Below are 13623 nucleotides of genomic sequence, written 5' to 3'. Positions count from 1 at the left end.
AGGAGATGCGATGAACCACGGCACGTCCGCCCTCGACCATCCGGTGGACGACGACCTGACCCGCCCCTTCCCCGGCGCGAGCCCCTACGACACGTACGTGCACGCGTCCGTCCTCAACACGCTGCAGCACCCGCTCACCGAAGCCCCGGACGAGATGGGCTTCCTGGTCACCACCCAGGTGATGGAGCTGTGGTTCACCCTGATCGTGCACGAGTGGCGCACGGCCAAGGTGGCGTTCGCCAAGGACGACCCGGCCGCGGCCATGGACGCCCTCACCCGCAGCCGCCGCGCGCTGACGGCCCTCAACGGCGCCTGGGCGCCCATCGCCGCGCTGACCCCCGCCCAGTTCAACGGCTTCCGGGCCGCGTTCGGCCGGGCGTCCGGGTTCCAGTCGGCCATGTACCGGCACCTGGAGTTCCTCCTCGGCGACAAGTCCGCCGGACTGCTGCGCGCCCACCGCGGCGACCCGGCCGTACACGAGGCGCTGGGCGAGACCTACCGCGAACCCTCCCTCTACGACGAGGTGCTGGCCCACCTCCACCGCCAGGGACTGCCCGTTCCCCGGCACGTCCTCGAGCGGGACGTCACCCGCCCCTACACCTCCGACCCCGGGGTCGTGGCCACCTGGCGGCACGTCTACGCCGGACCGCAGCACCACCCCCACCTCGCGCTGGGCGAACTCCTCACCGACATCGCCGAACTGGTCACGCGCTGGCGGTTCGAGCACGTCCTGGTGGTGCGCCGCGCCATGGGCGGCAAGGCGGGCAGTGCCGGATCGGCCGGACTCGCCTGGCTGGAACGCCGCGCGGCCCGCCCGGTCTTCCCCGAACTGTGGGAGGTGCGCGGTGACCTCTAGGGCGATCTCCGCCTTCGCCGCCGAGGAGGAACAGCGGGTCCTGAGCCTGAAACCGGTGCTGGCGCCGGTGCACGGCCGTTACGGCGACCACCCCCACCAGTCCTACGACGCCTGGCCGTCCGGCGACCCCGACGCCCCGCTGGTCGTGCTGCTGCACGGCGGCTACTGGCGTTACGACCGCATGCACCTGACGCCGTTCGCGGCCTACCTGTCCCGGCAGGGCTTCGACGTCCTGCTGCCCGGCTTCCGCCGTTCCGGCGGCGCGGGCGGCTACCCCGAGACCTTCGACGACGTCGCCCGCATCGTCGACACCCTGCCCGGGGGGCGCCCGTACGTCCTCGCGGGCCACTGCTCCGGCGGGCACCTGGCGTTGTGGTGCGCCGCCCGCGGCCTGCTGCCCGAGGGTTCGCGCTGGCACACCCGCACCCTGCCGACGAGTGTGCTCGCCCTGGCGCCGATCACCGACCTGGCCGCCACCCGCCGCGACGACCTCAGCGACGGCGCCGCCCTCCAACTCCTGGGCGGAGAGGCCGTCTTCGCGGAGCGGCTGCCCGAGGTCGACCCGCTCAGCCTGCTGCGCGACGCCGGCTCCACCGGTGTGCCCACCGTGCTGCTGCACGGGGCGGCCGACGAGGAGGTCCCGCTCACCCAGTTCGGCGACTACGCGGCCGTGCACCGCGACCTCAGGACGGTCGTCCTGCCCGGTACCGGCCACTACACCCTCATCGAACCCGGAGCACCCGGCGCCCGCGCGGTCGCCGACACGCTTCGGGACATGGCGGCCGCCTTCCCCCGGAGGGACGCCGGCCGGGCGGGCGAGGAGGCCGCACACCGATGACCACCGCACTGTCCGCACCGGCCGGCCTGCACGGGCGAGCCGCACAACTCGACGCCGACGACCCCCTCGCCCCGCTCCGCGCGCGGTTCCTGCTGCCGCCCGGCGTCGTGTACCTCGACGGCAACTCCCTGGGCCCGCTGCCCGCGGCCGTGCCCGCGGCCCTCGACGACGCCGTGCGCCGCCAGTGGGGCGCGGGGCTCATCGGCTCGTGGAACGCGGCCGGCTGGTGGCAGGCGCCCCTGCGGGTCGGGGACGCCGTCGGTGCCCTCATCGGCGCCGCCCCCGGGCAGACCGTCGTGGGCGACTCCACCAGCGTGCAGTTGTTCACCGCGCTCGACGCCGCGGTCGCGCTCCGCCCGGACCGTCCGCTCCTGGTCACCGACCCCGGGCACTTCCCCACCGACCGCTATCTGGCGGACGCGGTCGCCCGGCGCAGGAACCTGACCGTGCGGCGGGTGCCACCGGCCGCCCTGCCGTCGTTCCTCGCCGCCGAGGGCCACCGGGTCGCCGTCGTCAGCTACACGCCCGTCGATTTCCGCACCGGCGAGCTGCACGACATGCGGGCGCTGACCCGGGCCGTCCACGACGCCGGGGCGCTGGCGCTCTGGGACCTGTGCCACGCGGCCGGCGCCCTTCCCCTGGACGTCGACGGGACCGGCGTCGACCTGGCCGTCGGCTGCGGCTACAAGTTCCTCTCCGGCGGACCCGGCGCACCCGCCTTCCTGTACGTGGCGCGGCGCCATCACGCCGCGCTGGAGACACCGCTGCCCGGATGGACCGGCCATGCCGACCCGTTCGCACTCGGCGACGCGTACACGCCCGCCCCCGGCATCGCCCGCGCGCGGATCGGGACTCCGCCGATCCTGTCCCTGCTCGCCCTGGAGGCGGCCCTGACCGCCTTCGACGGCGTGGACATGCAGCAGGTCCGGGACAAGAGCCTGTCCCTGACGGGCTTCTTCCTGCGCTGCGCGGACGAGTTGCTGGCCCCCTCGGGCTTCACCTCCGTCACGCCGGCCGAGCCGGGACGCCGCGGCAGCCAGGTCAGCCTCCGCCACCCGCACGCCCGCGGACTGGTGGCCGCCCTCGCCGAGCACGGCGTGGTCGCCGACATGCGCGCACCCGACCTGCTGCGCTTCGGCGTCAACGCGCTCTACACCAGCCACCGGGACATGCTCACCGCCGCCCTCCGCCTGCGCGACCTCACCCGGGACGCCGCCTACGACCCGGCACCACCGGCCGCGGGACCGGTGACCTGAGGGACCGGGTCACCGGCTCACCGGGGGCCCGTCCGCTGCGGGGGGCCGTGACGGCGCAGCCCGTCCATCAGGAGGTCCAGGAGCCGGGCCATCCGGGTGTGGTGCTCGGGCGTCGTGGCGGCGAGGGACAGACCGCTGAGGCTGAAGAGCACGTCGTCCGGCTCGATGTCGTCGCGCACCCGCCCCGCCTCCCGGCCGGCGTCGAGCAACTCGGTGATCGCGGCGGTCAGCATGGCCCTGCTCCGGGAGAAGGGATCACTTCCGCCGGCGATGACGGCACGCAACGCCTCCGACATCCCGCGCTTGGTGGTCATGTAGCGGACGAAACCGTCCATCCAGGCGCGCAGCGCGGCGTCGGGTTCCTCGGTGCGCAGCAACTCCGCTGCGGACGCGCACAGTCTCTCCAGCTCGCTGCGGTAGACCGCCTCGACGAGTTCCTCGCGGGTGGCGAAGTGGCGGTAGAGCGTACCGATGCCCACCCCGGCCTCCTTGGCCACGGAGCCGAGCGTCACTGCGGTCCCGTCCTGGGCGAAGGCCCGGGCGGCCACCTCGATCAGTCGCTCGCGGTTGCGGCGCGCGTCGGCGCGCAGCGGCCGGGGGTCGGCGGTCACGGCTCATCCTCCTCTGGTTGCAAACGGAGCATCCTCCGTTTACTCTCGCTGTATGCGGAGGCTCCTCCGGTTCCCACTGTACCGGCCTCGCCGTCCTCCGCGCCCAGCTCCAGGCATGCAGCCAGACGGGACCCGCCATGAACCCCAGCACTTCCCCCACACGTCTCACCACCCCCTTCGATGCGGAGACCACCGCCGCGCAGGTCGTCCAGGGCGTCGACCTGACCGGCCGCCGCGCCGTCGTCACCGGCGGCGCCTCCGGCATCGGCGTGGAGACCGTGCGCGCCCTGGCCGCCGCGGGCGCGCAGGTCACCCTCGCCGTCCGCGACACCGCCGCCGGGCGGCGCACCGCCCAGGACGTCACCGCCACCACCGGCAACCGGGACGTCCGGGTCGCGGCCCTCGACCTGGCCGACCGGGCCTCCGTCGCCGCGTTCGTCGCCGGGTGGGACGGGCCCCTGCACATCCTGGTCAACAACGCCGGGGTGATGGCCTCCCCGGAGCTGCGCACTCCGGAGGGCTGGGAGCTCCAGTTCGCCACCAACCACCTCGGGCACTTCGCCCTGGCCACCGGCCTGCACCCGGCCCTGGCCCGGGACGGCGCCCGTGTCGTGGCCGTCAGCTCCAGCGCCCACCACCGCTCCGGCGTCGTCTTCGACGACATCCACTTCCGCGAGCGCCCCTACGAACCCTGGTCCGCCTACGGCCAGTCGAAGACGGCCAACGTCCTGTTCGCGGTCGAGGGCGCCGTGCGCTGGGCGGCGGACGGCATCACCGTCAACGCGCTCATGCCCGGCGGGATCCGCACCAACCTCCAGCGGCACGTCACCGAGGAGGAGCTCGCCCGGCTGCGCGCGCAGTCCGCGGGAGGTGTGGAGCTGCGCTGGAAGACGACGGAGCAGGGCGCCGCGACCTCCGTGCTGCTGGCGGCGTCGCCGTTGCTGGACGGTGTCAGCGGGCGCTACTTCGAGGACTGCAACGAGGCGGTCCGCGGACAGCTCGGCGCCCGCACCGGCGTCGCCGACCACGCCCTGGACCCCGAGGCGGCCGCGCGGCTGTGGCAGGTTTCCGAGCAGACCCTGGGCACCCACAACTGACTCCAGGGGGGCGACCGTTCCCTACGCGACCCCGCTCCGGCGCCGCGGACCGTGATACCGGTCCGCGGCGCCCGCGTGTGGGGCGGGAGTGTGCTGCGGCCCGGTCGCGCGGCCCGCGGAACCGCGGCTGCGGGAGCGGGGGTCGAGGGTCAGGAGGACTCGCGCACCACCAGTTCCGTCGGCAGGGTGATCTGCCGGCGGTCCGCGCCCTGCCGCGTGATGTCGGCGAGAATGCGGGCCATCGTCCGGCCCAGTTCCTCCACCGGCTGACGCACGGTCGTCAACGGGGGGTTGGTGTGGCGGGCGAGGACGGAGTCCTCGAACCCGACGACGGCCACGTCCTCCGGCACCCGTCGCCTCCAGCGGCGCAGTTCGGCCAGGGCGCCGACCGCCATGAGGTCGGAGGCGGCGAAGACGGCGTCCAGGTCGGGGACGCGTTCAAGAAGCAAACGCATGGCGCGAGCACCCCCCTCCTCGGTGAAGTCGCCCGTCTCGACGAGGAGGTCCGGCGCGGCGGCGCCCGCCTCCCGGTGTGCGGCGCGCCATCCGGCGAGCCGGCTGCGGCCCACGTCCATGTCCAGCGGGCCGGTGATCGTGGCCACCCGCCGCCGTCCGCGTCCCAGCAGGTGCCGCACCGCCTCCGCGGCGCCGCCGGCGTTGTCCGCGTTGACGTAGCTCAGCTGCTCGCCCGCGTCGCGGCGGCCGGCCAGGACGGTGGGCAGCCCCATCTCCTCCAGCATGCCCGGCAGCCGGTCCCCGGAGTGCACGGAGACCAGCAGCACACCGTCCACACGGCGGGTCGCCACCGACTCGGCCAGCTGGTCGCGTTCGGCCTCGTCGCGCACGAGCACGAGCTGCAACTGGGTGCGGCTCTCCGCGCACGCGCCGCTGACACCGCGGATGATCGCGGCGAAGAACGGCTCCGAGCCGAGCCGGCTCTCCGACTCGGGGATCACCAGGGCCACCGCGTCGGTGCGGTTGGTCACCAGGCCGCGGGCGACGGAGTTCGGGACGTAGTTGAGCTCCTTGATCGCCGCGAGCACCCGGGCGCGGGCGTCGGCGCTGACCAGGTCCGAGCCGTTGACGACACGGGAGACCGTCGTGCGGCCCACGCCGGCGCGGGCGGCGACCGTTTTGATCGTTGGACGGCGGTTGCCGGTCATGAGCTCCCCCCTCGGCGCCGCGGCGGCAGATGCCGCGGAGGTGACCTGCGCAATTCTTGCAGATCCAGGCGCCGCCGGGGCACTGCCCGAGCGAGCGGCCACCCACCGCACCGCAGCCTGCGCGGCAACGAGTTGTGTTCAAGTCATTGACAGATCGGTCCGCCCGTACGAGTCTACGAGGCGCCCCGGTGGGAACGTGCCCACCCACGAGTGGGCACGTTCCCACCCTGACAAACCATCCCGAACTCAGCGCTGCGGCCATGCCCGCAGCCAGCGCAGCTCTCGTCGCCGTCGACGGGGCGGCGCCGTCGCTAGGAGGACACCCATGAGCACTTCCGGTTCGTTGCGCAGAAAGGCGGTGGCGGCGGCCGCGACCGCCGGCGCGCTGGCGCTCGTGGTCGGCTGCGGCGGCAGCGACGACTCCGCCACCGGCGGCGGCAAGAAGGACGGCAAGGTCACCATCACCATGGGCCTGTACGGGGTGATGGGCCTCAAGGAGACCGGCCTTCTCGAGCAGTACGAGAAGGAGAACCCCGACGTCGACATCAAGGCCGAGATCGCCGGCGACGAGCAGACGTACTACACCGCCCTGCAGACCAGGCTCGCCGCCGGCAAGGGCCTGAAGGACATCCAGGGCATCGAGATCGGCCGGGCCAAGGAGATCACGGAGACGCAGGCGGACAAGTTCGCCGACTTCTCCGGGACGGAGGGCACCGACCACTTCCTTCCGTGGAAGGAATCGCAGATCAGCACCGGCGACGGCAAGGTGCTCGGCCTCGGCACCGATATCGGCCCCATGGCCGTCTGCTACCGCAAGGACTACTTCGAGAAGGCCGGCCTGCCCACCGAACGCGACGAGGTCGCGAAGCTCTGGGAAGGCGACTGGAAGAAGTACGTCGAGGTCGGCCGCACCTTCAAGAAGGACTTCAAGGGCGACGGCGTCGCCTACATGGACGCGGCCAGCGGCCTGTTCAACGCCATGATCTACGGCAACTCCGAGCAGTTCTACGACGAGAAGGGTGAGCTGATCTACGACAGCAACCCGGCCGTCAAGCAGGCGTGGGCACTCGCCGCCGACGCGGCGGAGGACGGCCTGTCGGCCAAGCTCCGCCAGTTCCAGCCGGGTTGGGACCCCGGTCTGGCCAACGGCACGTTCGCCACGGCCGTGTGCCCGGCCTGGATGCTGAGCCACATCAGTGAGAAGGCCGGACCGGCGAACAAGGGCAAGTGGGACGTGGCCAAGGCCCCGAAGGGCGCCAACTGGGGCGGGTCCTTCCTCGGCGTCGTCGAGCAGAGCCCGGTCAAGGAGGAGGCCAAGAAGCTCGTCGCCTGGCTGACCGCCCCCGAGCAGCAGGCCCACATCTTCAAGGAGATCGGCAACATCCCCTCCTCGCGCCAGGCGCTGGACAGCCCCGAGGTGAAGGACGCCAAGTCGGAGTACTTCAGCGGCGCGCCCATCGGCCGGATCTTCGGCGCCGCGGCCCAGGAGATCCCCGACAAGCAGGTCCTCGGCCGCAAGGACGGCACGATCAAGGACACCTTCTCCCAGGGCCTGACGCTGATCGAGCAGCAGGGCACGGATCGGGACAAGGCGTGGGAGACCACCGCGGAGCGCATCGAGAAGGCGGTCGGCTGACCCCCGGTCCCCGCGGCCGTCCGGGCCCGCCCGCCGCGGCCGGGCCCGGACGGCCGGCTCACCCAACCGCTCTCAGGAAGGAAGTCCGGTGGCCATCTCCACCACCAAGGCCCTGACCGGGGACGAGCCCGCGGGGCCGCCCCCGGAGGAGGGCACCGCCCGGCGGCGCGGCGCGCTCCTGCACCGGCTCGACATCAAGGGCGCCCCGTACGTCTTCGTCGCGCCGTTCTTCGTGGTCTTCGCCGCGTTCAGCTTCTACCCCCTCGTCTACACGTCCTGGATCTCCCTGCACGACGTCGAACTGGCCACCCTCGACGTCATGGAGTGGGTGGCCTTCGACAACTACGTCGAGCTGTGGGGCGACTCCCGGTTCTGGAACGCGCTGCAGAACACGATCACCATCGGCGTGATCTCCACGGTGCCGCAGTTGCTGATGGCCCTCGGCCTGGCGCACCTGCTCAACTACCGGATGCGCGGCTCGCTGTTCTTCCGCGTGGCCTCACTGGTGCCCTACGCCACCTCCGTCGCCGCGGCCGCCCTCGTCTTCACCATGATCTTCGAGCGTGACTTCGGCATGATCAACTGGGCGCTGGGCTCGGTCGGGATCGACCCGGTGGACTGGGAGGCCGACAAGTGGCCCGCCCAGGTGGCCATCTCCACCATCGTGATCTGGCGCTGGACCGGCTACAACGCGCTGCTCTACCTGGCCGCCATGCAGGCCATCCCCGCCGACCGCTACGAGGCCGCCTCGCTCGACGGCGCCTCCCGGTGGCAGCAGTTCACCCATGTCACGGTCCCCGGGATCCGTTCCACGATCGTCTTCACCATCGTGCTCTCCACGATCGGCGCCACGCAGCTGTTCGGTGAGCCGCTGATCTTCGGCCAGGGGCCCAACGGCGTCAGCGGCGGCGCGGACAACCAGTACCAGACCCTGGGCCTGCTGCTGTACGAGGAGGGCTGGAAGAACTACCAGATGGGCCGTTCCGCCACCGTCGCCTGGGCCATGTTCCTGCTGCTCCTCCTCGTCTTCCTCGTCCAGCGCGTCGTCAAGCGCGCCCGCTCCCGCACGTCCTGACCCGGAGTCACCATGACCACTCACAGTCTCCCGGCCCGGACGGACACCGCGGGCCCGGCCTCACCCGAGAAGACCGTCGGCCGCGGGGGCCGCCGGCTGCTGCGCCAGCGGGCCGGCCGCCAGCACCACGCCGGCCCCCTCACCTACGTCCTGCTCGCCGTCATGGCCGTGCTGTCGGTCTTCCCGCTGTACTGGACGATGGTCGCCGCCTCCACGGACAACACCCGGGTCAGCCAGACCCCGCCGCCGTTCCTGCCCGGACCGAACCTGTTCAGCAACCTCGCCCGCGCCTGGGACGAGGCGGCGATGGGCAAGGCGATGATCAACAGCCTCATCGTGGCCGGGGTCATCGCCCTGTCCACGGTGCTGTTCGCGACACTCGCCGGATTCGCCTTCGCCAAACTGCGGTTCAAGGGGCGCAACGCCCTGCTCATGCTGGTCATCGGCACCATGCTCGTGCCGCCGCAGCTCGGCGTCGTACCGCTGTTCATGATGATGGCCGAACTCGGATGGTCGCAGCAGCTGCCCGCCGTCATTTTCCCGACGCTGGTGAGCGCGGTGGGTGTGTTCTTCATGCGGCAGTACCTGTCGGAGGCCCTGCCGGACGAACTCGTCGAGGCCGGGCGCGTGGACGGGGCACACTCGCTGCGGATCTTCTGGAGCATCGTGCTGCCCGTCGCCCGCCCCGCGATGGCCGTCCTGTTCATGATCACGTTCGTGCACGCCTGGAACGACTTCTTCTGGCCGTTCGTGGTCCTCGACATGACCAACCCGACGGTCCCCGTCGCCCTCACCCAGCTCAGCGCGGGCTACGTCCGCGACCAGTCGCTGATCATGGCCGGCGCCCTGCTCGGCACGCTGCCGCTCCTGGCGATGTTCATCGTCTTCGGCCGCCAGATCGTCAGCGGCATCATGGCGGGCGCGGTCAAGGGCTGAACCACCGCCCACGCGGCCGGGCCGCCGCCCGGACGGTCCCGTCCGGCTCTCCGCGCCCGTCACCCCCTCCCGCCCCGGCTCCTCGCGCCCGTCGCACACCTCACCTCGAAAGGACTTACGTGGTCACCGCAGCACAGCAGACCGCGTCCGCCCCGGACGCCGCCCGCACCTTCCCCAAGGGCTTCCTCTGGGGCTCCGCCACCGCCTCCTACCAGATCGAAGGAGCAGCCGCCGAGGACGGCAGGACCCCGTCCATCTGGGACACCTACGCCCGCACTCCCGGCCGGGTCCGCAACGGCGACACCGGCGACACGGCCACCGACCACTACCACCGCCGGCGCGAGGACGTCGCCCTCATGGCCGAACTCGGCCTGGGCGCCTACCGCTTCTCCCTGGCCTGGCCCCGCATCCAGCCCACCGGCCGCGGCCCCGCCGTGCAGAAGGGCCTGGACTTCTACCGGCGCCTCGTGGACGACCTGCTCGACAAGGGCATCCAGCCCGTCGCCACCCTCTACCACTGGGACCTCCCCCAGGAACTGGAGGACGCGGGCGGCTGGCCCGAGCGGGCCACGGCCGAGCGGTTCGCCGAGTACGCGGCCCTCGCGGCGGACGCCCTCGGCGACCGGGTGAAGACCTGGACCACGCTCAACGAGCCCTGGTGCAGCGCCTTCCTCGGCTACGGCTCCGGTGTGCACGCCCCCGGCCGCACCGACCCGGTCGCCGCCCTGCGCGCCGCGCACCACCTCAACCTGGGCCACGGCCTCGCCGCCCAGGCGCTGCGCGACCGTCTGCGCGCCGACGCCCAGGTCTCGGTCACCCTCAACATCCACCACGTGCGTCCGCTCACCGCCTCGGACGGCGACGCGGACGCGGTCCGCCGGATCGACGCGCTCGCCAACCGCGTGTTCACCGGCCCGATGCTGAACGGCGCCTACCCGGAGGACCTGTTCAAGGACACCGCCGCACTGACCGACTGGGCCTTCGTCCAGGACGGCGACCTGACGCAAATCCACCAGCCGCTGGACTTCCTCGGCGTCAACTACTACACCCCCACCGTGGTCTCCGAGGCCGACGGCAGCGGCACCCACACCTCCGACGGGCACGGCAGAAGCGCCCACAGCCCCTGGCCGGGAGCCGACCGGGTCGCCTTCCACCAGCCGCCCGGTGACACCACCGCGATGGGCTGGGCCGTCGACCCCAGCGGCCTGTACGACCTGCTGCGCCGGCTCAGCGCCGACTTCCCGCGGCTGCCGCTGGTCATCACGGAGAACGGCGCGGCCTTCGACGACTACGCCGACCCCGAGGGGCGGGTCAACGACCCCGCCCGGATCGCCTACGTGCGCGGCCATCTGGCCGCCGTCCACCAGGCGATCCTGGACGGCTCGGACGTGCGCGGCTACTTCCTGTGGTCCCTGCTGGACAACTTCGAATGGGCCCACGGCTACAGCAAGCGCTTCGGCGCGGTGTACGTCGACTACCCGACCGGCACCCGCATCCCGAAGGCCAGCGCCCGCTGGTACGCCGAGGTGGCCCGCACCGGCGTCCTCCCGGGCGCCTGACGGACCGGTGCGGCGGCCCGACCCCGCGTGACGCCGCACCGAGCACCCCGCCCCCGGCTCCCCGCGACCGCGGGGAACCGGGGGCGGGGTCGTGCCGCGGGCGGGGTCGTGCCGTGGGCGACAGCCACCCGCGCACGGCACGAGGCGCGCGCGGCTAGAAGGTCAGGTTCCAGGTGTCGATGCGGCCGGTGTCCCGGGTGGCGATGTCGCGCACACGGAGCTTCCACGTGCCGGAGGCGGTCTCCGAGGAGGCGTCGACCGTGTACGTCTTCACCACGTCGTCGCCGCTGTCACCGTCGGCGAAGTCCTCCAGGAGGTGGACGGACCCGTCCGGGGCGACGAGCGAGAGCACCAGGTCACCGCGGTAGGTGTGCTTGACGTCGACACCCACCTTCAGCGCGGCCGGGGCGTTGCCCGTCACGCCGGTCACCGATATCGGCGACTCCACGGTGGCGTTGTCGGTGACGGCGACGTCGGCGGTGTTCTCGAAGTAGCGGCCCGGCTGCGGTGTCGTTCCGCCGACGGCCTTCAGCGCGTCGACCTGGCCCTCGCCGAAGAACGCGTTCTTCGCCGTGGTGCCGGTGCAGCGGCTGTCGGACGGGCAGGCCGTGTCCGTGGCCTGGGCGCCCAGCCGCTCACGGAGCTGAGCCGGGGTGGCCGACGGGTCGGCGCTCTTCAGCAGCGCGGCGACACCGGTGACGTGCGGTGAGGCCATCGACGTGCCGTTCATGTTGCCGTACTTGCCGCCCGGCAGGGTGGAGTAGACGCCGTAGGCTCCGTCGCCGCCCGGCGCCGCGACGTCGATGACGTCCCGGCCGTAGTTGGAGTAGGACGCCTTGACGTTCCCGTTGCCCATCGCCGCGACGGTCACGACGCCCGGCAGTTCCGTCGGGATGTCGACGCAGGCGTTGGTGAGGGTGCGGTTGACGGGGGTCGAGTCGTTCGGGCTGGAGCTGTCCGAGCGCTTGTCGGCCAGGTTGTAGTCGGAGTTGCCGGCCGCGGCGACCTGGAGGGAGCCCTTGCCCTCCGCGTACTCCTGGGCCCGGCGCACCCCCTCGATGATGGCCGCCTGGTCCGGGTCGTCGGGGCAGTTGAACATCCACGGGTCGGTGTAATAGCTGTTGTTGGTGACGTCGAAGCCGTGGTCACCGGCCCACATGAAGCCGCAGATCGTGTTCTCGGCGAAGAACATGCTGGTGCCCGGCTCCGCGATGCGCACCGACGCGATGGTGACGCCCGGTGCGACGCCGACCACGCCCTTGCCGTTCTTCGCGGCGGCGATGGTGCCCGCCACATGCGTGCCGTGGGTGCCGACGTCACGCCACGCCCCGGAGCGGGTGTCGGCCTTGCCGTAGGCGCAGGAGGCGGAGTCGGCGGCGTCGAAGTTGGGCGCGAGGTCCTGGTGCCGGTCGTCCACTCCGGTGTCCAGGACGCCGACCTTGACCGACGGCGAGCCGGTGCTGACGGCCCAGGCCTTGTCGGCGTTGATCCGGGTCATGTCCCACCGCGCGGTCTCGGTGAGGGTGGTGGCCGACTGCGGGGGAGCGCTCGGCAGGGTGGGGGAGTAGGCGTCCGCGGGGACGTCCGAGGTGCGGGTCGCGCCGACCTTCTGCACGCCCGCGACGGAGCGCATGGCGGTCGCGAAGCCGACGGAGGCGGAGTGGGCGACCACGACACCGATCGCGTCGTAGGACGCGAAGACCGAGCCGCCGTTGGCGGCCACGGCGTTGGGGACGGCCGCCGTGTCACCGGGCGTGGTGACGACCAGGTAGGACCTGGTCCCGGCGACCCAGCCGGCGGCGGTCTGGGCGGTGGTGGCGGTGCGGGACTCGGCGCGGGCCGCGGCCGGTGCCGGCGGGAGCCCGGTGCCGGTGCCGGCGGCGCCGGCGGGCGTGGCCAGCGCGAGGGCCGCTCCGACGGCGGCGACGGACAGCAGCGACCGTCTGAGACGGCGCGGTGATGTGCGGGGGGTTGTCACAGCATCCTCCGGGAGCCCGGGGCAGAGGGTGGCGCCGGCCGGGCCGTGGGTCGAATGGGTCGACGCAACATTTCAGATGAGGGCATGACAAGGGAAGGGGCTGCGGGGCACTGATCGTCGCGAGCGGACAAGTAGAGGGCCGGGCTCCGCATCGCGGGCACGGCCGGGACCGCGCCCGGCGACTCGCAGGCCGACGCCGAGCCCTCCAAGCGGCCGCGTCGCCCGGCGACTCACAGGCCGACGCCGAGCCCTCCAGGCGGCCGCGCCCCTACGGCCGCTCCGTCAGCCGGACGAGGGCCAGGAGCGCCGGCACCGGCAGCGCCGTCTCGTCCGGGTGGCACCGGCCCCGCTCCAAGTGGACCGTGTACCGGTTGCGCCGCCCCACGCGCCACCGGGTGAGGAAACCGGCGCGCTCGAGGTCGGCGAGGACGCGGTGTGCGGCGCGTTCGGTGATGCCGCTCGTGTGCGCGATGTCCCGGACGCGTGCGTCGGGCATCGCGGCGACGGCGGCGAGTACCCGGGCATGCGAGGTCACGAAGGACCAGCCGGCCCGCCTGCCCACCACGCCTCCACCCGATCCGGGAACCCGGCGCCGATCGGCGCCGCTGCCTCCCTCTT

The 13623-nt window shown here is 72.7% G+C and carries 12 protein-coding genes; 8 read left to right on the top strand and 4 right to left on the bottom strand.

Translation table 11 applies throughout. The annotated features are described in order from the left end of the window. Positions 1-10: 10 nt before the first annotated feature. Genes ACH4C6_RS05755 through ACH4C6_RS05745 form a run of 3 tightly spaced genes read left to right on the top strand, consistent with a single transcriptional unit; the run spans position 11 to position 2950 of the window. Complete coding sequence (locus ACH4C6_RS05755) at positions 11-856, top strand: tryptophan 2,3-dioxygenase (RefSeq protein WP_398107249.1); 846 nt, start codon at positions 11-13, stop codon at positions 854-856. After that, complete coding sequence (locus ACH4C6_RS05750; protein ID WP_398107248.1) at positions 846-1694, top strand: alpha/beta hydrolase family protein; 849 nt, start codon at positions 846-848, stop codon at positions 1692-1694. Before ACH4C6_RS05755 ends, ACH4C6_RS05750 begins: the two co-directional genes overlap by 11 nt. Further along, positions 1691-2950 (top strand): kynureninase, encoded by a 1260-nt coding sequence (locus ACH4C6_RS05745; protein ID WP_398107247.1) that lies wholly within the window; start codon positions 1691-1693, stop codon positions 2948-2950. The genes ACH4C6_RS05750 and ACH4C6_RS05745 overlap by 4 nt, the downstream gene beginning before the upstream one ends. 17 nt (positions 2951-2967) lie before the next feature. Here the strand turns inward: ACH4C6_RS05745 and ACH4C6_RS05740 are convergent, their stop codons facing one another. Further along, positions 2968-3561 carry a TetR/AcrR family transcriptional regulator gene (locus ACH4C6_RS05740; protein ID WP_398107246.1) on the bottom strand — a complete coding sequence of 198 codons (594 nt, stop codon included), beginning with the start codon at positions 3559-3561 and terminating at the stop codon, positions 2968-2970. A gap of 137 nt (positions 3562-3698) precedes the next feature. Here ACH4C6_RS05740 and ACH4C6_RS05735 point away from each other — a divergent pair, with 137 nt between their 5' ends. After that, on the top strand, positions 3699-4658 hold the full coding sequence (locus ACH4C6_RS05735; protein WP_398107245.1) for an SDR family NAD(P)-dependent oxidoreductase: 960 nt from the start codon (positions 3699-3701) through the stop codon (positions 4656-4658). Between the two features lie 149 nt (positions 4659-4807). On the opposite strand, the gene ACH4C6_RS05730 is transcribed toward ACH4C6_RS05735, so the two are convergent. After that, entirely contained in the window at positions 4808-5821 is a 1014-nt protein-coding gene (locus tag ACH4C6_RS05730; RefSeq protein ID WP_398107244.1) for a LacI family DNA-binding transcriptional regulator, read from the bottom strand. A 325-nt stretch (positions 5822-6146) separates the two neighbouring features. Between ACH4C6_RS05730 and ACH4C6_RS05725 the strand changes: the two genes are divergently transcribed. The 4 genes from ACH4C6_RS05725 (at position 6147) to ACH4C6_RS05710 (ending at position 11027) form a co-directional block, all read left to right on the top strand. Then, positions 6147-7457, top strand: a complete 1311-nt coding sequence (locus tag ACH4C6_RS05725; RefSeq protein ID WP_398107243.1) for an ABC transporter substrate-binding protein — start codon at positions 6147-6149, stop codon at positions 7455-7457. 88 nt (positions 7458-7545) lie between these two features. Further along, positions 7546-8532: a carbohydrate ABC transporter permease gene (locus ACH4C6_RS05720; RefSeq protein WP_398107242.1), complete on the top strand. Its 987-nt coding sequence runs from the start codon at positions 7546-7548 to the stop codon at positions 8530-8532. Positions 8533-8544: 12 nt separating this feature from the next. Next, on the top strand, positions 8545-9468 hold the full coding sequence (locus tag ACH4C6_RS05715) for a carbohydrate ABC transporter permease (protein ID WP_398107241.1): 924 nt from the start codon (positions 8545-8547) through the stop codon (positions 9466-9468). A gap of 119 nt (positions 9469-9587) precedes the next feature. Then, positions 9588-11027 (top strand): GH1 family beta-glucosidase, encoded by a 1440-nt coding sequence (locus tag ACH4C6_RS05710; RefSeq protein WP_398107240.1) that lies wholly within the window; start codon positions 9588-9590, stop codon positions 11025-11027. A 154-nt stretch (positions 11028-11181) separates the two neighbouring features. Here the strand turns inward: ACH4C6_RS05710 and ACH4C6_RS05705 are convergent, their stop codons facing one another. Together ACH4C6_RS05705 and ACH4C6_RS05700 are read right to left on the bottom strand one after the other, a co-directional pair. Then, positions 11182-12960, bottom strand: a complete 1779-nt coding sequence (locus tag ACH4C6_RS05705) for a S8 family serine peptidase (protein WP_398107919.1) — start codon at positions 12958-12960, stop codon at positions 11182-11184. A gap of 313 nt (positions 12961-13273) precedes the next feature. Further along, complete coding sequence (locus ACH4C6_RS05700) at positions 13274-13567, bottom strand: helix-turn-helix transcriptional regulator (RefSeq protein ID WP_398107239.1); 294 nt, start codon at positions 13565-13567, stop codon at positions 13274-13276. Positions 13568-13623 lie beyond the last annotated feature (56 nt).

Origin of the sequence: Streptomyces sp. NPDC017943 (assembly GCF_044328425.1) — a bacterium.
In the GTDB taxonomy this organism is placed as follows: Bacteria; Actinomycetota; Actinomycetes; order Streptomycetales; family Streptomycetaceae; genus Streptomyces; species Streptomyces djakartensis_A.
This window is presented reverse-complemented; position numbering and strand designations above follow the sequence as displayed.